General features: G+C 59.2%; 13 protein-coding genes. 5 read left to right on the top strand and 8 right to left on the bottom strand.

Annotated elements, in window-relative coordinates; genetic code table 11:
* Positions 1 to 2: 2 nt before the first annotated feature.
* Positions 3 to 1,775 carry a RagB/SusD family nutrient uptake outer membrane protein gene (locus tag NQ519_RS04745; RefSeq protein ID WP_019152309.1) on the top strand — a complete coding sequence of 591 codons (1,773 nt, stop codon included), beginning with the start codon at positions 3 to 5 and terminating at the stop codon, positions 1,773 to 1,775.
* A gap of 71 nt (positions 1,776 to 1,846) precedes the next feature.
* On the opposite strand, the gene NQ519_RS04740 is transcribed toward NQ519_RS04745, so the two are convergent.
* From NQ519_RS04740 to NQ519_RS04705, 8 genes are all read right to left on the bottom strand, one after another.
* Positions 1,847 to 5,104: a BACON domain-containing protein gene (locus NQ519_RS04740; RefSeq protein ID WP_019152310.1), complete on the bottom strand. Its 3,258-nt coding sequence runs from the start codon at positions 5,102 to 5,104 to the stop codon at positions 1,847 to 1,849.
* Positions 5,105 to 5,117: 13 nt separating this feature from the next.
* Positions 5,118 to 7,082 (bottom strand): calcineurin-like phosphoesterase C-terminal domain-containing protein, encoded by a 1,965-nt coding sequence (locus tag NQ519_RS04735; protein WP_019152311.1) that lies wholly within the window; start codon positions 7,080 to 7,082, stop codon positions 5,118 to 5,120.
* A 25-nt stretch (positions 7,083 to 7,107) separates the two neighbouring features.
* Positions 7,108 to 9,243 carry a DUF5689 domain-containing protein gene (locus NQ519_RS04730; protein WP_019152312.1) on the bottom strand — a complete coding sequence of 712 codons (2,136 nt, stop codon included), beginning with the start codon at positions 9,241 to 9,243 and terminating at the stop codon, positions 7,108 to 7,110.
* A 19-nt stretch (positions 9,244 to 9,262) separates the two neighbouring features.
* Positions 9,263 to 10,738 carry a SusD/RagB family nutrient-binding outer membrane lipoprotein gene (locus NQ519_RS04725; protein WP_019152313.1) on the bottom strand — a complete coding sequence of 492 codons (1,476 nt, stop codon included), beginning with the start codon at positions 10,736 to 10,738 and terminating at the stop codon, positions 9,263 to 9,265.
* Positions 10,739 to 10,754: 16 nt separating this feature from the next.
* Entirely contained in the window at positions 10,755 to 14,321 is a 3,567-nt protein-coding gene (locus NQ519_RS04720) for a SusC/RagA family TonB-linked outer membrane protein (protein ID WP_019152314.1), read from the bottom strand.
* A gap of 161 nt (positions 14,322 to 14,482) precedes the next feature.
* On the bottom strand, positions 14,483 to 15,427 hold the full coding sequence (locus tag NQ519_RS04715) for a FecR family protein (protein ID WP_019152315.1): 945 nt from the start codon (positions 15,425 to 15,427) through the stop codon (positions 14,483 to 14,485).
* A gap of 69 nt (positions 15,428 to 15,496) precedes the next feature.
* Entirely contained in the window at positions 15,497 to 16,084 is a 588-nt protein-coding gene (locus tag NQ519_RS04710) for an RNA polymerase sigma-70 factor (protein WP_019152316.1), read from the bottom strand.
* 117 nt (positions 16,085 to 16,201) lie between these two features.
* The gene (locus tag NQ519_RS04705) at positions 16,202 to 16,993 is read right to left on the bottom strand and encodes an SDR family NAD(P)-dependent oxidoreductase (protein ID WP_019152317.1); all 792 of its coding nucleotides are present in this window, start codon (positions 16,991 to 16,993) and stop codon (positions 16,202 to 16,204) included.
* Positions 16,994 to 17,262: 269 nt separating this feature from the next.
* Between NQ519_RS04705 and NQ519_RS04700 the strand changes: the two genes are divergently transcribed.
* Genes NQ519_RS04700 through NQ519_RS04685 form a run of 4 tightly spaced genes read left to right on the top strand, consistent with a single transcriptional unit; the run spans position 17,263 to position 21,093 of the window.
* A complete protein-coding gene (locus NQ519_RS04700) occupies positions 17,263 to 18,666 on the top strand; it encodes a site-specific integrase (protein WP_019152318.1) in 1,404 nt (467 codons plus the stop codon).
* A gap of 57 nt (positions 18,667 to 18,723) precedes the next feature.
* Positions 18,724 to 19,332, top strand: a complete 609-nt coding sequence (locus NQ519_RS04695; RefSeq protein ID WP_019152319.1) for a DUF6088 family protein — start codon at positions 18,724 to 18,726, stop codon at positions 19,330 to 19,332.
* Positions 19,322 to 20,335 carry a nucleotidyl transferase AbiEii/AbiGii toxin family protein gene (locus NQ519_RS04690; protein ID WP_019152320.1) on the top strand — a complete coding sequence of 338 codons (1,014 nt, stop codon included), beginning with the start codon at positions 19,322 to 19,324 and terminating at the stop codon, positions 20,333 to 20,335. Before NQ519_RS04695 ends, NQ519_RS04690 begins: the two co-directional genes overlap by 11 nt.
* 2 nt (positions 20,336 to 20,337) lie before the next feature.
* Entirely contained in the window at positions 20,338 to 21,093 is a 756-nt protein-coding gene (locus NQ519_RS04685; protein ID WP_019152321.1) for a hypothetical protein, read from the top strand.

The following is a 21,093-nucleotide window of genomic DNA, read 5'->3' as shown; positions in this document are numbered from 1 at the left end:
CCATGAAAAACTATAAGACCATATCGCTGCTGGCGCTGCTGACGCTCGGATTCGCATCGTGCACCAACTTTTTCGAACGCGAACCCTTCTCCCAGGTGGGAGCCGATACGTTCTTCCGTTCGGAGAAGGATGTGGTGCTCTATGTCAACGGCCTGCTGCAAAAGAATATGCCCGGTTACACGACGCTGACCTACGGCGACCAGTATTCCGACCTGATGGCTGTCAACAGCACCTCGGATTTCCTCAAAACGGCGTGGAGCGCCGAGAAACAGACCGGCTGGGAGACCAGCGACTGGGCCAATATCTACAACGTCAACTATTTCCTTTCGCGTCTCTACGAGGCGGCTTCCGCCGTGGGTGACGACGCCAGGATGAAACATTACGAGGGTGTGGGTCGTTTCTGGCGTGCCTGGCTCTATTACAGCAAGGTGCAGACCTTCGGTCCGGTGCCCTGGTACGACAAACCCATCGATCCCGAGGACGAGGAGGCCCTCTACAAGGGGCGTGACAGCCGGGAGTTCGTCATGGATAAGATTCTGGAGGACCTGAATTTCGCCGCGACCCATTGCCTGTCGGACAAGGCGTATGTGAACAATTCGCAGATCAACCGCTGGGTGGCCCTGGCTTTCAAGGCCCGTGTCTGCCTCTATGAAGGAACCTACCGCAAGTACCATACGGAGCTGGGGCTGGAGGCGTCGGCCGGGAAGTGGCTCCGGGAGGCAGTTTCGGCCTGCGAGACGCTGATGAACGAAAGTCCCTATTCGCTTGTGCACAGCCCGGCCAGCCTGAAGACCCAGTACCGCAAACTTTTCACCAGTCAGGAGATCGATTACCAGGAGGTGATCCTCGCCAATGAATTCAGCGAGGACCTGCTCCGGTTCCACTCCGCGACCTGGAAATTCACGTCGGGTTCCTACGGCGCACGCTGGTCGCTTTCGAAGGCTTTCGTGAACACCTACCTGATGCTCGACGGCTCGCGCTTCACCGACCGTACCGACTATGAGAAGACGGAGTTTACCGAGGAGGTCAAGAACCGCGATTACCGCCTGATGCAGTCGGTCATCACGCCCGGCTATTCGAAGAAGGTCGCCGGGGTGGATACCCAGAAGGCTCCCGATTTCTCGCTGACGCTCACGGGCTATCAGGTCATCAAATGGACGCTCGACGACGACCGCTACGAAGGGACCAACAACAGCACCAATTCGCTGCCGGTGTTCCGTTTTGCCGAGGTGCTGCTCAACTATGCCGAGGCGAAGGCTGAGCTGGGAGAGTTCGGGGAGACGGAGTGGAACCAGACGATCAAGCTGCTGCGCGAGCGGGCCGGTGTCAACAGCAAGGTTCCCCTGGCCGCAGACCCCTATCTGATCGACTATTACGCCAACCAGACCACCGACAAGTGGATTCTCGAGATTCGCCGCGAACGGGCCATCGAGATGCTGCTCGAGAACCTGCGTTACGAGGACCTGATGCGTTGGAAACTGGGCAACCTGCTCGAGAAGGAGTGGACCGGAATTTACATTCCCGAAAAGGAGAAGGCCTACGACCTGAACGGCGACGGTATCAACGACGTCTGCGTCACGGACGGCAAGCCCGGTACGGAAAAGGGCGTATTCTACATCGACCTGAGCAAGGGCCAGTACACGCTCGATAAAAACAACTGTCTGATCTACAACGAAACCCGTATGTGGGCGGACCGCAAGTACCTCCATCCCATTCCCAAGACGGCTTGTGTCATCAACCCCGCGCTGGGGCAAAATGACGGCTGGGAGGAGTGACCCTCCGACGGATAGTTGCCGAAAAGGCCCGCACGGTTTCCGTGCGGGCCTTTGTCGTGGATAGGTTTCCGTTATTTGGTTACGCGGAAACTGTTGAGCCAGAATTGCTGGGTCACGCCGCCGACTTTCACGCAGGCCAGGCGGATTTGCGTGGTCTGGTCGGCGCCATAGACTGTCAGCGTCTTGGTCTCCCAGCCTTCGAAGCCTTCGCCGGTCGCTCCCGAGCTGGCGTTGGGCATGAAGCCGTCGAGTTGGACGGTCTTTTCCGTGACGCTTTCGGTTGCCGAGAAGGAACCGGCACCCGTGATCTTGAAATAGGCGCTCTGCTTGTTGGCCGCGTTGCCCGTGAGTTGCGCCTCGACGGTGATGTCGGTCGGCGTCGCGCCCAGTTCCGTCAGGGCATGCGTCGTGATGCCCGCTTCGGCGGAACCGGTGCCGAACTGGAGGCAGTAGTACTTGGCATAGACGCGGCCGTCGAATACGGCCCAGTTGTCCTTATAAGCCTCCAATTTGTTGGCCCAGTCTACGGAGGTATTGACCCAGTCGAACGTATCCTCGAAGACGACCGTAACGGGTTTTACGCTGCTCGGGACGACCTCGATGTCGTCCACCTCGTAGCGGGCCTTGCCGCCTTTTTCCGTGCCGTCGACCGTGGCGTAGATAATCAGGCGGTCGGTCGGTTTCACGGCAGGCACCTCGAACGATACGTCGGTCCATGTCTGCGGAGTCGCCGATACGGGAACTTCGTCGGCCGTGAAAACGAGATTCTGCGTCAGCGTATAGGCGTTCGCATAGCTTTTCAGGTCGGCGTCGGTGACCTCCTCCGGGACGATGCCGACCCGGACGACCGCCTTGTCGATTGTGAAGACCGAACCGTCGGCATTGGGTTCGTTCCAGTTGCCGAGGCGGAACGAGATGCGCACGGCAGCGGCTTCGCTCAGTCCGCTCAGTTTCGGCGTCACGAGGAATCCCGCCTGGGAGGAGGTTCCCAGTTTGATGTAGCCCGGATATTCGTAGGCGCGAAGTCCGTACCAGCCGCTCACCCCGCGGTCGGCCCGGAAGGCGTCGCTGTGGGTGTTGAAGACATCGGACGAACCGCCCGTGTTGGCATTGGTCAGGGTGTTCGCTGCGGCATCGGGAGCGACCGTGCCGCCGACGCTCGCCGGGCGCAGGCCGTAAGCCTTGAACATATGGTCGCCGCACCATTTCAGCCGGTCGAAGCGCATCGAAACCAGTGCGCCCGGCGTGACGGTCTGCGCGGCGGTCGTGCGGCTTTCGAGGAAGACGTAGGGCGAATCCTCCACACCGTCGGTCGTGCTGATCGTCTGCACGGCCAGCTGGTAGGTCGTCGAGGGTTCGAGGCCGCCGAAAGTGAAGATCGGGGTCGGGAATTTCGCATCCAGCGTGAATTCCGGCGACTGCTGGACGGGTTCGCCCTCCTTGTCGGTGAACAGCGCCGTCCGGTATTTGTGCGTCGCTTCGGCGGGTTCGTCCCACCCGAAGGTCAGCACCGTGGCCGATGCGTCGATCAGCGTGAGGCCGACGGGCGACGGGGCGTATTGGATTTCCTCGCCGCTCTGCGTTACGCCGAGCGTTGCGATCACCTCGCCGTCGATGAGGAATTCGACCGTCGCGGGGCGTTCGGCTCCCGTCTGGTTGCGTTCGGCGGTGATCGTCACCGTCGAGGTCCCCGCATCGCCGCCTTCGGGCGCGAACGACAGCCAGCCGGCTTCGCTGCGGACGCTCCATGCGGCGTTGGCCGTCACTTTCACCGGCTTGTCTTCGCCTGCGGTGATGAATCCGAGCGATTCGGGGTCGGTCGTGAGCTCGGGTTCGAAGTCGCCGGGCTTCTCGGTGACGTGGATCAGCCGGAAGCGGTCGATGAACCAGCGGTTGTTGGCCTCGATCGTCGAACCGATGTAGATCTGCGTTGCGGCGGTGGCCCCGAAAATCTCGAATTCGTGGACGGTCCATTCGTTCCAGCTGCCGATGCTGAAGACCTGTTCGGTGTTCGATGCGTTGCCGATGGTGCCGCCTCCGACGACGCGGATGCACAGTTGGTCGTTGTCGGGTTTGTTGTTCAGCGTCCAGCCGGCCAGCGTCAGTTCAACGGTGATGTCTTTGGCTTCGCTGCCGATGGCTTCGAGTTTGGGCGAGAAGAGTCCCGCGCCGCCGTCGGCCCAGCCGCTCTTGAGGTATCCGGTGCTGCTGGCCGAACCCGCCGAGCGTGGATAGGAGGTCGCACGGCCCGATTCGATCGTCCAGCCGTTGGTCGTGCCGGGGTAGCCCGTCCAGCGGTCGATGCGCGTGCCGTCGGAGCCCGTCCAGGCGTCGCTCTTCACATAGGCGGCGTTATTGGCCCACGAGAAGTCGTCCTCCCAGAGCACCGTCTTGATGTAGTTGACGACATCTTCGAGGAACGTGATCGTCTCGCCCGTTCCGTCGCCCTCTTCGAGCGCGGGATCGTCGATGCGGTAGCCTGCCGAGGCGCTTTCGAAGCGGAAGAAGACCGCCGGGCACCCCTCCTTGATGAAGAACGGGATGCGCACCGTGCTCCATTTGCCGGCCTCCGCCGAGGCGGGCAGCGTGTATTCCACGGGGGTCCACTGTACGCGGTCCTGGCTGATGCAGAGTTTGAGATCGCCGGCGGAAGGCGCTTTCGTGTCGTTGCTTACGCCGAACGAGAAGATGAAGTTGTAGTCGCCCTTGGTGGCGATGCCGCCCAGCGTGAGCCAGCCGCCCTCGCCGAAGAGGACGTTGTTGCCGCCCGACGCCCCGTCGTAGGTCGCCGAGGGCGATCCGGCGTCGAGGGTGGCGTTCTGACCGTCGTAGTAGGTCTCGTCGATGCCCATGCCGCTCAGATTCCAGCCCCCGAACTCCGTGACGGAAGAGCCTGCGCCCCCGTCGCCGAAGTCGTCGCCGTAGAAGTAGACCCGTTCGCCGATGCCGGCCTGCGAGAGCGTCACGGTCGTCGTGACGTTGCGGTTGGTGACGAGTTTCAGTTCGGCCGAGCGGGCGTTGCCGTCGTTGCGCTGCACCGTCACCGCGAGGTCCGCGCTGCCGTTGCCGCCCTCCCGCGCAAGGGTGAACCAGGGCTCTTCGAGCCCGGTTCCCTTGTCGTAGGTGACCATCCAGTAGGTGTTCGACTTGATGCGGATGACCACCTCCTCGCCGTTGTAGGTCAGACCGCGCGCGTTGGCGCTGTAATAGGAGGCGTCGGTTTCCAGATAGACATCGTTGAGCGTCTTGTCGTCGTCGGTGCAGGCGCCGAGTGCCGCCAGCAGCAGCACGGCGGCGATGCCCGACAGGTATGTTTGCAGTTTTTTCATCGTTTACTCGCTTTTACAGGTTCTCGATCTGCGCGGCGAACTCCTTGGGACGCGACATCGTCTCGGTGTATTTGTTGCCGAAACGGTCGGTCACCTCGATCGTGAGCGTCGAGGTGGCGCTCGAAGCGTTCGCTGCGAAGAGGTGATAGTTGTTGCTCGAAGTCAGCACCTCGGTGTAGGTGTTGTTCGAGTTTTTGTAGACGCGCGTGGCGTCGTAAGCGTAGGTGTGCAGCGGGTCTTTCATGTAGACGCGCGTGGGGTTGAGCTCCACGCCGTTCTCCTTCACCGAGACCTTCCATTCGGGGTCCCAGCCCCAGACGTTGATGTAGACCACGTTGTTGCCCACGTTGGCGTAGTCGTTGCGGTCGGGGTAGTAGCGGATCATGTTGCGGATGACCGAGTTGTTGGCGAAGAAGGTCTTGACGTTGTTCATGTCGTAGGTCCGCAGCTGGAAATCGCGCGGTTCGCCATAGCCCTTGTAGTACCATTCGAGGTCGGTGTCCCGGAACTCGTAGACCCCCATGCCGCCCGGCGCGCCGTCCTTGCAGATGTGGCCGTTGCTGTAATAGCCCGTCCACCACCACGTCGCGCACGAACCGCCCGTGTTGTGCTCCATCAGGCCGTTGCGGATCTTCATCGTCGTGTTGTTGTGGGTGTGTCCCGAGATGATGTGCACGTCCGTGAAGTCGGCGAGCAGCTGGTCGAGCACCGTCGAGTGTCCGTAGGCCATCGACGGAGTGATGTCGAGCGACGAGTTGTAGTAGAACACCTGGCAGTGGGTGCCGATCACCAGCGGGGCGTTCTTGTCCTTGACGGTCGCCAGGTCGGCTTTCAGCCACGCGAGCTCCATCTCCGTGAAGGCGGAGTTGTAGGAGTGGTCGCCCGGAGTCCGGGTCGAGGCGTCGGCCCCGGCGTTGAGGTAGACCGTGTTGTCGAGCATGATGAAGTGCGCCTTGCCGATGTTGAACGAATAGTAGGTCGGCCCGAGGTTGTCCTTGTAGGGCTGTTCGGCCGTGTAGTCGTCGTTGGCGTATTCGTCGTTGTCGTGGTTGCCCGGGACGTGGTAGATCAGGGCCGGGATGGCCGAGTCCTTGAGCGTGTTGGTGTAGTCGCCCAGGTTGTACTTGTTCGAATTCCAGTAGAGGTCGAAGGTCATGTCGCCGACGTTCATGATGTAGACCTTTCTCGGCGAAGCGGCGATGTAGTTCTTCACCTCGGGAAGCATCAGCTCCTTGTACTGGGCGATGTCGCCCAGACGGTTGGCCAGGTGGATGTCGGCCAGCACCAGCAGGTCGAAATCATCTTGTCCCGGGGCCTCGACCAGCTCGAAATCGACCTGTTCGCACGCCTCCTCGCCGGGGGTCACCGGACCCCAGATCAGGGGCACGGAGTTTTCCGACTGGGGTTCGTAGCCCGAAGGCACGCTCATGAAGACGTAGCCGTGGTGTTTCTTCGAGGCGAGGTAGTAGCAGCCTGCGTCGTCGGTCGTGGTGACGACCTCGCCGTCGGAGACGACCACGCCCGCGACGGGCAGCGAGCCGCAGAAGACCACGCCCTTGACGTTCATGCCCTCCTTGTCGGGGATTTCGATGTCGAGGCTGCGGCGGAATTTGAGGATGCCCAGCACCTGGCTCTCCCGCCCGCGGTGCACGACGAGGCGGTAGGAGCCCGTCGGGATCTCCTGCGGCACGGCGAAGGTGACGTAGGCGTGGTCGATCGCTTTGAGCGTGAGCGGAATCTCCGCTCCCGTGGCAACGTCGGCCAGCGCGAGTGCATCCCCTTCGGCGAAGCCCTTGCCCTGAATGGTCAGCTCCTTGGTGGTCGAGGTGTAGAAGGTCGATCCGGGGACCAGCAGATCGGTGACGAGCCGGTCCCTTTGGGCGGTGTTCTCCGTCGTGTCGTCGCTGCATCCGGCCGTCAGGAGCGCCAGCACGGAGAGGAGCGTTGCGATCCGGTATCTGAATTTACGGTTGTTCATGGTTCATTGCGTTTTTTTGAGGTTCTTATATCTCGGCGATCTGCCAGAAGCTGATGCGCGGGGCGCCGCCCTTGGCGACGGTCGTGCTCTCCGTCGAACTGCCGTTCACCATGCCGTTGCCGGCGTTCCAGTTGCGGGTGACGCGGAAGCGGATCGTGAACTTCTGCTTGCTCTTCATCTCGTCGGGGAGTTTGAGGATGAACTGCTGCAACTGGTGGCACGAGTACCAGTCGGGCGAGATGATTTCGCCGATCTTGGTGTACGCCGACAGCGGGCCGTTCTCCTCCTCGCCCCACTCGATGTCGAAATACATCGGGCCGGTCTGCGAGCTGGCCAGGGCGAAGGTGAGGTAGAGGTCTTTCGACGCGTCGGGCGTGAAGTCGTTCACGTGGAAGACCCAGCACTCGCCCTTGTAGCCCTCGGGGGCGTCGGTGCGGTTCATCGTCGAGGCGGTGCAGTCCCAGAAATACTGGCACGAGACGCAGGCGAGGACGTTGAAGTTCGTGTAGCTGTTCGACAGCGCCGGGGAGATGCTCTGCGAACCGTCGCTCTTGACTGTCACCGTGGCCGGGGCCATGCGGGCGTAGCTCCAGCCCCAGTCCATCGAGATGCCGCCGGCGCCGGCCTGCACGGCCGACCACATGGTCGTCGTGAGCTGTCCGCTGCCCACGCGCGGCGTCAGTTTGTCGTAGGTGTTCGTGTCGTCGAAGGGCCCGAACTGGATCAGCGTCTTCGACATGCGCGTCGAAGCGTCGGACGACACCCGGTTGTCTTCGTGCCGGCGCAGGCGGATGATGTAGACCTCGCCTGTCGATTGCTTGTAATACTTGGTGACGATGCCCGTCAGCGGTCCCGAGCCCTCGGGAACGAGCGCGGCGAAACGGTCGAGGAACCACGTCGTCGTGTAGAGCTTGCAGGTGTTGCCCTCCTCGTCGCGCAGCAGGTGGCCGTAGAAGTCGTTGCCGTCGCAGAAGGGCATCGCCGTGGCGTTGTAGGCGATCGTCGCGTAGGAGGGAGTCGATTGCGTGTAGCGTTCGTCGATGTTGCAGTAGGTGCCGGCGGGCTGGACGAACTCGACCTTTTTGAGCGTCACGAGCGTGTTCTCGTAGTTCGGAAGCTCGGCGATGCTCTCCAGTTCGACGGGGGCGATGCCCGTTCCCGCCTCGTCGCGTTCGAAGACCGAATTCGAGGTAAAGGCCGCCACCTTCAATGAACGGGTCGTCGCGTCGGTGACCAGCTGCTGGCCCAGCAGATGAACTTTCAGACGCTCGTTCATGCGGAACGTGTTGTCGTTCGTCGAGGCGAACTCGAAGAGCAGGCCGCGGCGGCTGTCGTCCTGAAGCGTCATGACGTTGAGGTCGAAGTTGCGTTTCTCGCGGTCGCTCGTCACATAGCCTTCGACCCATACGTTGTCGGTGATCTTGCCTGCGTCGGCGTAGCGGGCCACGGCCTCGGCGACGGTCAGCTTCTCGCCGTTGTTGGGGTCCTGCGCCGTGTCGAACTGGACGATCGTCAGGTCGGCGTAGAGCTTCTCCATGTTGGTGCCGATGGCCTGGAAGCGCACGACGCCCGTGCGTTCGCTGCCCGTGTTCGGGGCGACGATCAGCTCCTGGGCGGCATCGGCCGATTCGCCGAAGGATATCCATCCGGCGGCGCTCTCCAGCGCCACGGGTTTCCAGCCGACGTTGGTTTTCAGCGGAACGGTGATCGTGCCGCCTTTCGAGGCGGTCATGATATGGTCGGAGCCCATGTCGAGGGCGATCGACGGATCGACGCCCGACTGCATGACCTCGAAGGACTTGACGACCCGGCCGCCGATGACGACGTTGACCGTGCTGTAACGTGTGTAGGCTCCGTCGTTGGCCGCGACGGTGACCGTGAAGCGGCCGCTGTCGTCGCCTTCGTCGGGCCAGATGTCGATCCACTCCTCGTCGCCCGTGTAGGCGGGTTCGATGACCCACGGGCCCATGTTCGAATACATCTCGACGGTCAGCGAACCTCCGTTGACCGTGTAGGAGAGCGATTCGATCTCCTCGCCGAAGTAGAGGTACGGGGCGTCGGTGTCCTCGTCCGCGGTGCATCCCGCGGCCAGCAGCGCAACGGCCGCCAGAAGCCCGGCAAGACGGTATTTCGTATGCGATATGATTCGTTCGGTATTCATTGTTCGGTGTTTTTCGGGATTACTGCTTGCGCGCCCACCAGAGTCGGGTCTTCATGTTGTCGGGACCCTGGTTGGCGATCGCCTTGAGGTAGTTTTCGTGGTTGGTGTCCACCGTGGTCACCGGGTAGATGAAGCGCGTGGGAAGCACGCCGTCGTTGGCCGTGCCCTTGCCGATCTTGAAGTTGGGATAACCCGTCCGGCGGTACTCGTGCCACGCCTCGTAGCCCTCCCAGAAAAGGGCGATGTACTTCTGGTTGAGAATCTGTTCCAGCGTGTTGTCGAAGGCGACGATCTGCATGAAGGCGTTCTTCTGCGCCTGCGTGATCTCGTAGGTGGGCGAGGGGTTGATCTCGTCCCAGTAGTCGATCGACGCCAGCACCGCCTGCTCGTAATACTGCTGCGCCGCGGCGCTGCCGCCCGGGATCATGCCGCGGAACGCCGCCTCGGAGAGGATGAACAGCACCTCGTCGTAGCGCATGAACGTATAGGGCGAGGTGTAGTCGCCCAGCACGTCCTTGTTCAGGTAGGCGCAGTTGGTGGCGTTGGTCTCCGTGGTGGGGTAGCCGCTGACCAGCCCTGTCCATTCGTTGTTCTGCTGCACGGCGTAGATGCCCAGCCGCGGGTCGTTGGTGTTGTTCATCAGGTTGACCAGGTGTTCGGCCATGCGGTGCGAGTTCGAGGTGAAACTTTGCAGCGTCGTGGTGCCGAAATGCCCGATGAAGGGATCGACGTTGGTGTAGAAGAGCGCCGCGTTGTCGGCGTTCGACGCCATGACCGGGTAGCGCGCGGGGTTCGAGACGATCTCGCGGAGCTTCTCGCTCACGCCCATCTCCGCGTCGCGGTTCTGCAACCGCATCAGCAGCCGCATGTGGAGCGAGTTGGTGAACTTGCGCCATTTGGCGATGTCGCCCTTGTACATCAGGTCCTTGTTCGGGTAGCGCAGCGCCCGCGACGGATCGTAGAGCGAGTTGGCGCGGTCGAGGTCGGCGAAAAGCTGCGTGTAGACCTCCTTCTGGGTGTCGAACTTGGGTTTGAGGACGTTGTTGCGCCCCTGGAAAGCCTCGCTGAAGGGGATGTCGCCGTAGATGTCCGTCCAGTTCGAGACGAACAGCGCCCGCATCGTCAGGGCGATGGCCTCCGAGTTGGCGTCCCCGTTCTTCACGGCCTGCTCGATCATGTGGTCGGAGTTGGCCGCCCAGCGGGCGAGGTGGTTCCACGTGCCGCTGTTGTAGCTGTCGCGGATCATGTAGCGGTGGACGTTCTCGGTGTACATCTGCACGGTGTACTGGATCAGCTCGTTGTTGAGCAGCCACGTGCGGTAGACCATGCCGTCGGCTCCCGTGAAGAGAATGTGCTCCAGCAGGTTCAGCGGGTGTACGTCGCCCATCTCCATCTGGTTCTGGTTGGTGTTGTACTCGTCGAAATTCGAGGTGCAGGCGACCGGGAGAAGGCCTGCCGTGCAGATCGCCAGCGTGTATCGTAGTATGTTTTTCATAGTGCGGAGTCGGTTTTTAGAAGTCCAGTTTCAGGTTTATGCCGTAGGTCCGGGTCATCGGGTAGGCACCGGCTTCGATACCGCGCGAAATGGACGATCCCACGGCGTAGCCCGCCTCGGGGTCGTAGAGCGGGAAGTTCGTCCAGCAGAAGAGGTTGGTGGCGTAGACGCCGACGGTGATGCCCTGGAAAACCCGCGTTTTGGAGCAGAGGTGCCGCGGCAGCGAATATTCCAGACGCAGCTCCTTGAGCTTGAGGAACGAGGTGTCGAAGACGTTCTCTTCGGCGTTCTCGCGGGCGTAGACGTAGTTGGTGTAGTGATCGACGATGTCGGTCGTGATGGTGGTGTTCTTCGAGTAGGTGCCGTTCTCGTTGAGGTTCACGCCCGGGACGATCATGCCGGCGTAACGCCCTTTGAGCGAGTTCTTCAGTTTGCCCTGATAGGCCAGCGCGAAGTGGGTCATCGAATAGGTCTTGCCGCCCCATTGGGCGCTGAACGACAGCCCCAGCCGGAAACCCTTGTACGACAGCGAGTGGCTCATGCCGGCCGTCCAGTCGGGGTAGATGCTCCCCAGGTCGAGCAGTTCGTCTTCGGTCGAGGTGAGCCGGGCGCTGCCGGTCTCGGCGTCCACGACGATCTGGTTCGAGCAATCGACGTAGGAGCCGTCGGCATCGACGTAGAACGCCCCTTCGGGAGCCCGTTCGTAGCCGCGGCCGTAGAGGCGTCCCAGCTCGGTGCCGGGGTAGGCGCGGATGTAGATATTGCCGCCGACGGTGATGTTGGGGTTGAGGTTCCACATCGCCACGCCGTCGGCCAGCTCGACCAGCTTGTTCCAGTTTTTGGACCAGTTGGCGCTGATCGTCCATTCGAACTCCTTGGTCTTGACGGGCTGGAAGCGTGCCGAAATCTCCACGCCGCGGTTGCGGACGCAGCCGGCGTTGACGACGACCGACGTGGCGCCGACGGCCTGGTCGATCGGCACGGTGATGATCTGGTCGGTGGTTTCGCTGTGGTAGTAGGCCACGTCGAAATTGAGGCGGCTCTTGAAGAGCTTGCCTTCGAGGCCCACCTCCCAGCTCTCGACGTTCTCGGGTTTGAGGTAGTAGTTCTGGATCTCGCTGCTCAGGTAGTACGAGCTGGGGAAACCGCCGTTGGAGTAGACCGACACCAGTTTGTTGGGCGAGGTGTCGTTACCCACGTTGGCCCACGAGCCGCGGACTTTCAGCAGATCGACCCACGGAGCGTGTTCTTTGAAATTGAACACCTGGTCGAGCAGCACGCTGGCCGAGACCGAGGGGTAGAAATAGGAGTTGTTGCCCGGGGCGAGTGTCGATGACCAGTCGTTGCGGCCCGTGATGTCGAGGTAGACCATGTCGCGCCACCCCAGCGACAGGAAGCCGTAGAACGAGTTGATCGACTTGGTGTAGCGGTAGGAGCGGTAGACGGGCGAACTGATCGAGTTGGCCATCTTGTAGACGTTCTTTTCCAGCAGTCCGTCGGCCGTCTGGGAGTAGATGTTGCGGCGTTTCCATAGCATGTTGTTGCCGCCGAACGAGGCCCGCATGTCGAAGTCGCCTATTTTGCGCGTGTAGGAGAGCAGGAAATCGCTGTTGACTTCGAGCGACGTGACCGTCTGCTCCTTGTAGTAGCCGTAGGGGTAGCCGTTCGAATACCACGGCTTGCTCTGCGTGCGGAATTCGTTGTTGAAGTCCATGCCGGTCCGCAGGTCGAGCGTCAGCCCCTTCGCAAGGTTGATGTTCAGGGCCATGTTGCCGAACACGCGGTCGCGGTCGAGGGTGTTGAGCTGCTCGTAGACCTGCATGTAGACGTTGTCCGCATAGGTCGAGTTGATGAGCAGCTGGGGCGTGCCCTCCTCGTACATCCGGTCGATGCGGCCGTAGGCGTATTCGCGGTAGTAGGACGAGACATCCACCACGTTGGGGTTCCAGATCAGGGTGTAGAGCGGCGATGCGGCGCTGTAACCCGACATGGGCATGTTGTCCGAATTCTTGCGGTAGTAGGTCACCTTGCCCGTCATGCGCAGCCACTTGTTGAGCTGGCTGGTGATCGACATGTTGAAATTCTGGCTGTCGTAGCCCGTGTTGGGGACGATCCAGTCGTTGCGCGAATCCTTCACCGAGAAGCGCGCCGAGGTGCCTTTGCCGTTGTTGTAGGAGAAAGCGATGCTGTTGTTCCAGGTCACGCCCGTGTCGAAGAAGCCTTTGTACCAGTCGCGGTAGACCCACGGCAGGCGCCGGTACATGTCGGTGTCCCAGTTGCGCGACTCGTACTGGTAGAACTGCTGTCCGTCGAATTTGGCGCCGAAGGCCACGCGCGAATAAATGCGTCCGGTGCTGGCGATGCCGTCCTCGGCATTGGCCGCCGGAACGCTCCAGTAGTTGTAGTTGCGCTGCTGGTCGAGGTTCGAGCTGTTGCCGTTGCCGGCGCCGTATTCGCTCTGGAAGTCGGGCCAGAAGCCGGCCTTTTCGAAAGTCACCGACGAGTTGAACGAGATGCCCAGTCCCGGGGTCTGGCGTCCCGACTTGGTGGTGATGACGATGGCGCCGTTGGCCGCGCGCGAGCCGTAGAGGGCCGTCGCCGCGGGGCCTTTGAGCACCGAGACCGACTCGATGTCCTCGGGGTTGAGGTCGCTGGCGCCGTTGCCGTAGTCGATCGGGGCCGTGGTGTTGAAGGCTTGCGAACCCGAGTTCGACGACTCCATGTCGCTCGAAATGGGCACGCCGTCGATGACGAACAGCGCCGTGTTGTTGTCGTGCGTGAGCGACGACTCGCCGCGCAGCGTCACGCGGATCGAACCGCCGGGACCCTGTCCCGCCTGGTCGAAATTCAGTCCGGCGACCTTGCCCGCCATGCCGTTGAGCCAGTTGCTCGAAACGGTGTTGTTCAGGGCGTCGCTGCCGAGCTTGGTGACGGCGTAGCCCAGCGACTTTTCCTTGCGGGTGAGGCCGAGGGCCGTGACGACCACTTCGTCGATCTGCTCGGCGGATTCGCGGAGCGTGATGTCGAAGGTCGTCCGCGAACCGATCTTGACGGAGGCCGGTTCGTAGCCGATGAAGTTGACGAGCAGTTCGTCCGTCTCGGCGGGCGCGGGGATTTGCAGCGAGAAGGCGCCGTCGATGCCCGTGCTGGTGCCGAGCGTCGTGCCCCGGACGACCACCGAGGCCCCGACGACGGGTTCGCCCCGCGCGTCGATCACCTTGCCGCTGATCCGCACCGGTTTGGAGGCGTCGCGCTTGACGACCGAAAGGTAGATGTTCTGCTGATAGACCCTGTAACGGGTGTCCGTCCCGGCGACCAGCTGGTCCAGCACCGCGGTCAGCGGTTTGTCGGTGACATTGATCGTGAGGGTGCGTTTGATATCGACCCCTTTGTCTACGATGAAATAGTAATTGATCTGTTTCTCGATCTCATTCATAATCTGCTCCATGCCGGCATCGCGGAACTTCAGCGTCAGCTTGGGGTTCTGGGCGTGCAGTTCCCCCCCCCAGGTGGAAAGACAGAAGCAGCTTATGAATAAAATTATAAACAGGCATTTAATTTGCTGAATAAAATTTTTATTCATAAATTTGTCAGTTAGTGGTTGTTAGGATTGGTTCGAATTCTATTGGCCGCGGTGCCTGCGGGTGGTTGCAACGCCTGCGGGCTTTTTTATGCGGCATACCGTGGGTCAGCTGTCGTTCATGGGCTATCTTGTTTTAAGGTTTTGTTCGGGATCGTTTCGGTTCACCGGATGGTGATCGTGCCGTTGTCCGCCGATTCGTATTCGAATGGGGTGATCTTTTGGAGCGCCCGCAGGGCGTAGTCCAGCCCCATGGCGACGGGAATCTTGCCGCGGATGATGTTCAGCTCGGGACTCGCCGTCTTTTCGATGGCGATCGTCACGCCGTAGAGGCTTTCGAGCCGCGCGATGATCTCTCCGAAGTTATGCCCCGCCAGGTTGAATATGCCCTCCGGCCAGAGGTAGTCGTCGGTGTTCTCGATGCTCCGCAGGGCGAGGCGGTCGCCGCTGAGGCTGACGAAATCGTTCGTATTCATCACGATCTCGTCGTCCCGGGTGAGCTTGTTCGTTACGCGGAGCCGGCCCCGCAGCAGGGCCGTGGAGAATTCGCGGGCGGCTTCGTCGGTCGCGACGTTGAATTTCGTTCCCAGCACCTCGACGTTGCAGGCGAAGGTCTCCACGACGAACGGGCGCGCCGCGTCGTGGTCCACGTCGAACATCGCTTCGCCGGAGAGTTTCACCCGCCGGGTCTTGCCGAACCGCAGCGGGTATTCCAGCCGTGCCCCGGCGTTCAGGCAGACGGTCGTGCCGTCCTGCAACGTGATGTCCACGCGCTGTCCCGCGGGGGCGGCGATCGAGAGATACTGGTTGGCCGTCTTCTCGATGACGACGCTCCGGGAGGCGTACCACGTTCCCGCGAGCAGCAGCAGGGCGGCAGCGGCCTGCATGCAGCGGCGCACGGCCGGCAGGCGGAGCCATTGCGGACGTGCGGCGGGCATCGGCCGGCCGGCGGGACGGGGTGCGTTGACGAGGGTGGTATTGTGGACGAACCACAGGGCGTTCAGCTCCTGCTGGTGTTCGGGATCGGCCCGCAGCCAATCCACGACGGCCTGCTCCTCCGCTTCCGAGGTCCGGCCGTCGATGTATTTGTACAACAATTCTTTTTCCATACATCCATAAGGTGCGTGGGCGCGGCGGATGGACACGGAAAAAGGGCGGATCGGGCTAAATAAATTTTATTAAAAACGCATCTCGCTGAGCAGCAGCGAAATCATCCAGGCCGGAAGATAGTCTTTCAGCGCTTCGCGCATGATGCCCAGCGCCCGCTGGATGGCGGCTTTCACATTGCGGACGCTGATGCCCGTTGTGTCGGCGATCTCCTGATAGGTCTTGCCGTCGAAGCGGCTGGCGACGAATATGCTCCGCATCGGCTCGGGCATGCGGGCGATCTCCTCCTGCACGATCGCGGCGACCTCCGAGGCGAAGAGCTGGCCGGGGTCGCAGGCTTCCAACGCCGTGATGCGGGCCTGAATGCTGTGATAGGCCGTGGTGTGGATTTGCTGCCGGATATTCAGCCGATTCTTCTCGTTGCGCAGCCATTCCAGACAGCCGTGTTTCACGGCGCCCAGCACGTAGGCGGGGAGGCTCGCGGTGATCGTCAGCTCCGCGCGGTGCTCCCAGAGGTAGAGGAAACTGTCGGTCACGATGTCCTCGGCGACCATGCCGTTGCGGACGTACGACTGTGCGATCCGGACGAAACGCGGCTTGTAATCGGCGTACAAGGCGTCGAAAGATTCGCGGGAGATATGTCCGTTCGGGCGGTTCATGGAGAGGTATGATTATCCAAAGATATAATTTTTATCCGCATGAAAAAAATCATTTTGCAAAGTGCGAAGATAAAAACCCTCTGTTACGGAACCTTTACGGAACGATGAATCCGGATGTTACGATTGCAACGGCAGGATGCCCGACCGGCGTGCCGCACGGCGGATCAGGCCGTGCGGGATCAGCCCGATGAGCGGCAATGCCAGGCGGTTCAGCAGACCGGGAACCAGCACGGCTTTGCCGCGGAACAACGCACGCACCGCCTTGCGGGCGAGTTTCCCGGGCGGCAGCATAATGCCCGACCGCACCAGGCGCCGCCGCAGTTTTTCGTTCAGATTGTAGAGGTCGGTATCCACCGCACCCGGACAGACCGCCGTCACGTACACGCCGTAGTCGCGCAGTTCCGTGTGCAGGCCCCGCGAGAAATTTTTCAGATAGCGTTTCGTCGCCCCGTAGACATTGATTCCCGGATAGGCCAGCCATGCCGTCACGGAGGACATGTTCAGGATATATCCGTGCCGCTGCCGGCGCATATCCTGCCCGAAAAGGAGGCAGAGACGCGTCGGAGTGAGGACGTGCAGGGCGAGCATCTTCGTCGTGAAGCCGCTGTCGATGTCGAGCGTTTCGCCGAAACGATACATGCCGGCGTTGTTGACCAGCACGTCGATCCGGATGTTCCGTTCGCGGCATGCCTCATAAAGCCTGTCGGCGGCATCTGCCGTCGCCAGATCCATCGGGATCGGACATATTTCCACGCCGTATTGCCGGGTCAGTCTGTCGGCGGCTTTGCACAGCGCCGCCTCTTCGTTGCTGACGATGACCAGCGGATAGCCGCGCGAAGCCAGTTCTTCGGCGTAGCAGTATCCGATGCCGGAACTGGCTCCGGTAATCAATGCCCACATGCGTTCCATGTCTGAAAAAGAAAAAAATCCCCGTAATCAACCGATCACGAGGATTAACCAGTGCCCAGGACAAGGATTGATTTATGAAAACATATACAAACAACTAAAGTTTGAATATATTTATAATGTATTGAAATATAGTATATTAAAATTATATGCTGTGAAATGTATTTTGTCTGTTTTTAGCTGTTTTGCAAAAATGCGGACACAGTGCGGACGCGAAAGTATTGCTATATTCGAATATAAATCATATCTTTGTGAGTATAAAATGAGGATGTATGGCAAAAGTTACATATGTTTTGGCGCAAGGGGAGAACAGCGCGGGAGAATCGCAGGTTAATTTCCGCGTCTATGTTTCCCGTGAATCGCGTGTACGAGTGCCATCCGGAATTTGGGTCGATCGGAAACGCTGGGGAAAGAAAAACGATATCAATATTCCGAATATTCCGGGAGAAGAACGCGATGCGCTGTTGGCAAAGCGGACGAAATTGAAAGAGTTGGTCGATGTGATAGAGACCTCGGTCGAGGCGGCAGACGACAAATCGACCGTTACGCGCGAGTGGCTCGAAAAGTTGATCCGGCGCACTTTGCGGCCGAAGACGGCGACTTCCGTCGAGGATAAGAAAATAGATTTTTTCTCGTTGACAAATGAATATCTCACTACACACAAATTGTCCGAGTCGCGTGTCAAACATTTCAATGTCTTGGTGCGGACGCTGAAGCGATATGAGCTGTATCGGAAACTGTCGAACCGACGGTTCGTGCTGGATGTACACACCGTATCTCCGACGACACTTGATGATTTCGGGGTATTTCTGATGAAAGAACCGGATATTTTCGACGAACATCCGGAGTTGTACGACGAGGTGCCGTATGCTCGGCCGAAGGTGAGGAAGAATCTGCCTGTGAAGCGTGGCCCCTATCTCAATGCTGCGGGAGAAACGGTAATTCCCGGCCGTCCGAAAGAGCGGGGAATGAATTACGTTTCGGATATGTTGATTCGTCTGCGGTCGTTCTATGTATGGTTAAACGATAACGGACATACCTCCAATAATCCGTTCAAGCAGTATAAGATTGCGGAGATTGTTTACGGTACGCCCATCTATATTACGACAGACGAACGCAAACAGTTGGCCGAAGCGGATATGGGGGATGACAAGCAGCTGGAAACGCAACGAGATATTTTTGTTTTTCAATGTATGATCGGTTGCCGGGTGAGCGACCTTTACAAGATGACCTATGCCAATATCATCGGCGATTGCATCGAATATGTTCCCCGTAAGACGCGAGACGACCGGGTGGTGACGGTCTCGGTGCCGCTGATCGGTGCTGCGAAGGAGTTGATTCGCAAATACCTCGATGAGAACCGGGGAACGCTGTTTCCGTTTATTTCGGAGCAAAAGTATAATGTCTATATCAAAGCGGCGTTCCGTAAAGCGGGACTTACGCGCATGGTGACGACGATCGACCAGCGGACGCGGCAGAATGTTCAGGTGCCGATCTGCGACCTTGCTTCGTCGCACATGGCGCGCCGGACATTCATCGGGAATGTTTATAAAAGCGTGAAAGACCCTGCGATCGTGGGAGCGATGTCCGGTCATAAGGACGGCAGCCGGGCGTTCGCCCGTTATCGTGATATTGACATGGATATCAAGCGTGATGCAGTAAGCGTGTTGGAGTAAGATTTGTTTTGTCGATAAATTTGTATATATTTGCGACATATATATGTGGATAAATATATGCAAGCAATAGAGGATAAGATGCTTAATAAGGCAAAAAAGTGCGGGAGGGGTAAGTTGTATTCCGCATCCGATTTCGCTGTGTATGGATCGGCCGTATCGGTTGCGAAGGCATTGGAACGGCTTACCCGAAAAGGCGGTTTAGTCCGTATTGCGAGGGGCCTCTATTGCTATCCCAAAATCGACAGAAAGTTTGGACTGGGCATACAATACCCGACCATCAATGAAATCGCTGAAAAGGTAGCCCGGCAGAGCGAAGCCCGGGTTGTTCCGACGGGTATGCACGCATTGAATGTATTGGGATTGTCTGCCCAGGTACCGATGAACTATGTGTTTTATACCGACGGCAATTCCCGGACTGTCAATCTGTTCAACGGTCGTAAATTGCGATTCAAGCGTGTGGCGCTTAAAAATCTGGCCTATCAGAATAAAACGCTGATGCTTGCCGTGTTCGCTTTGAAGGAGATCGGTCGGCCGCAGGTGACGGAGGAGCACATCGCCCAACTGAAGACGATATTCGCCCGGATTCCGAAGTCGAGCATCCTGCCCGATCTGCGGTTGGTGCCGGCATGGATTCGTAAAATCATTATGTCGTTCTATGAAAAATAATTTTTGGACGTTTTCCGACGAGCAGAAAAGTATGTTCGTTGCACAGACGAGCGAGCGTGTCGGGCTTCCTCCGCAGGCTGTCGAGAAGGACTGGTGGGTGACGATGACGTTGAAAGCCCTGTTCGAATCGTCGTGCCGGGACTTCATCACCTTCAAGGGCGGTACGTCGTTGAGCAAGGGTTGGCATGTCATAGAACGCTTCTCGGAGGACATCGATATTGCAATCGACAAGTCCTTTTGGAGAATTGCCGGGGACAACAAGTCGCAGCGCGATCGGATTCGGAAACTTTCGCGGGCCTATATCGAGCAGCGGCTCGTTGCGGAAATGCAGGCATTGCTGGAAGGATATGGGGCTTCCGATTTTGAGTTGCGTGCCGTTCCGGCGCAGGACTCCGATGCTGATCCGACGCTGGTGCTGCTGCCGTATCGAAGCATTTATGCGAATATCGAGTATGTGGAATCGCAAATCCGGATCGAATTCAGCTGCCGGTCGATGAAAGAACCGCGTGAGCGGATCGAGATTCGTCCGCTGATTGCCGAGGCATATCCCGATGTATTCGGAGAATTGGTGTTCCCGATTTATGCGGTCGTGCCGTCACGGACGTTTTTGGAGAAAGCGTTTTTGCTGCATGAAGAGTTTCAGAAAGAGAATCCGCGCGTCGAGCGAATGACACGCCATCTGTACGATTTGGAGCGGCTGATGGATACGGATTTCGGAAAGGCAGCCTTGGCCGATCCGAGAATGTATGCCGAGATTGTCAAGCATCGCAGCATATTCAATACGATTCGCGGAGTCGATTATCGAACGCACCATCCAAGCCGGATCGATTTTATTCCGCCCGAAAAATTGGCGGAGGTATGGCGCAGGGATTATGAGCGGATGCAGGAGTATTTCATCTATGGAGATTCGCTGCCGTACGATCGACTGATCGCACGGATGGCGGAGTTGCGGGATCGGTTTCGGAAAGTTGTAATGGAGGATGATTTTTTCAGCGAATCGTAACTATGAATTCCGATCAATATTTCCATCGAGGGCTTCGTTTGATTGTGGCGAGTGTCCTTGTCTTTTTCCTCATCGTGTTGTTCTGCATCATGGTTTCGCGGGGCTTCCCGTTCTGGAGGGCCCTTGTGTTGCTTGTTCCCGCGGGGCTTTGCGTGGCAGGGCTTTACTATTTCAGTATGGGTACTTCGGCGGATCTCTCGGAGCGTTTCTTCCGTCGTTTCCGTCGAGAGCAGCCCAAACCGGAGGAGATTTCTACCGTGGAAGAGGAATTGGAAAGAGTCGCAGTCGATGCGACGGATGAGAAGAGCTTGGATCCGACCGTCGCGATATCCGAAGTGATTCCCGGCGATCCGGACCCGGAGACACAAATTCTCGAAAATGCACTTTCGACGGTCTACACCTATACGGATCAAATCCTGGGTGAAGCCCTTGATGAATCGAATCGGTTGATTTTACGGCGTCGGCTGCTTTATCTGGCCTGCATGGTAGCGATTCCGGAGTCGGTCCCTCAGGTCCGGCTCCGGGGCGATCGGATCGGTTACGGGGATTTGTGCCACTATGGATGGAATGTGTGGAATGCCTTCAAGGGCGCCCGCAACCAGTTTTATGACCAGAGCGAATTGGCCGAGTGGTTGAAGTCGGGATTCGAATCGTTGGGCAAGTACAATACAAAGACCTTGCGGGCCAAACTCCGGGCGACGGATGGCGGTTACGGCATCCGTTTGGTGGATAACCTGAAGGAGTATATCCAACAATAG

Source organism: Alistipes senegalensis JC50 (genome assembly GCF_025145645.1).
Taxonomy (GTDB): Bacteria; Bacteroidota; Bacteroidia; order Bacteroidales; family Rikenellaceae; genus Alistipes; species Alistipes senegalensis.
The sequence above is the reverse complement of the archived record's forward strand: the minus strand, read 5'-3'. Positions and strand labels throughout refer to the sequence as shown.

Bases quoted from the DNA above. Each gene is read 5' to 3' on its own strand.
- NQ519_RS04740 (WP_019152310.1), bottom strand. From the start codon at position 5,104: ATGAAAAAACTGCAAACATACCTGTCGGGCATCGCCGCCGTGCTGCTG.
- NQ519_RS04700 (WP_019152318.1), top strand. From the start codon at position 17,263: ATGGCAAAAGTTACATATGTTTTGGCGCAAGGGGAGAACAGCGCGGGA.
- NQ519_RS04715 (WP_019152315.1), bottom strand. From the start codon at position 15,427: ATGGAAAAAGAATTGTTGTACAAATACATCGACGGCCGGACCTCGGAA.
- NQ519_RS04695 (WP_019152319.1), top strand. From the start codon at position 18,724: ATGCAAGCAATAGAGGATAAGATGCTTAATAAGGCAAAAAAGTGCGGG.
- NQ519_RS04690 (WP_019152320.1), top strand. From the start codon at position 19,322: ATGAAAAATAATTTTTGGACGTTTTCCGACGAGCAGAAAAGTATGTTC.
- NQ519_RS04685 (WP_019152321.1), top strand. From the start codon at position 20,338: ATGAATTCCGATCAATATTTCCATCGAGGGCTTCGTTTGATTGTGGCG.
- NQ519_RS04710 (WP_019152316.1), bottom strand. From the start codon at position 16,084: ATGAACCGCCCGAACGGACATATCTCCCGCGAATCTTTCGACGCCTTG.
- NQ519_RS04720 (WP_019152314.1), bottom strand. From the start codon at position 14,321: ATGAATAAAAATTTTATTCAGCAAATTAAATGCCTGTTTATAATTTTA.
- NQ519_RS04735 (WP_019152311.1), bottom strand. From the start codon at position 7,082: ATGAACAACCGTAAATTCAGATACCGGATCGCAACGCTCCTCTCCGTG.
- NQ519_RS04725 (WP_019152313.1), bottom strand. From the start codon at position 10,738: ATGAAAAACATACTACGATACACGCTGGCGATCTGCACGGCAGGCCTT.
- NQ519_RS04730 (WP_019152312.1), bottom strand. From the start codon at position 9,243: ATGAATACCGAACGAATCATATCGCATACGAAATACCGTCTTGCCGGG.
- NQ519_RS04745 (WP_019152309.1), top strand. From the start codon at position 3: ATGAAAAACTATAAGACCATATCGCTGCTGGCGCTGCTGACGCTCGGA.
- NQ519_RS04705 (WP_019152317.1), bottom strand. From the start codon at position 16,993: ATGGAACGCATGTGGGCATTGATTACCGGAGCCAGTTCCGGCATCGGA.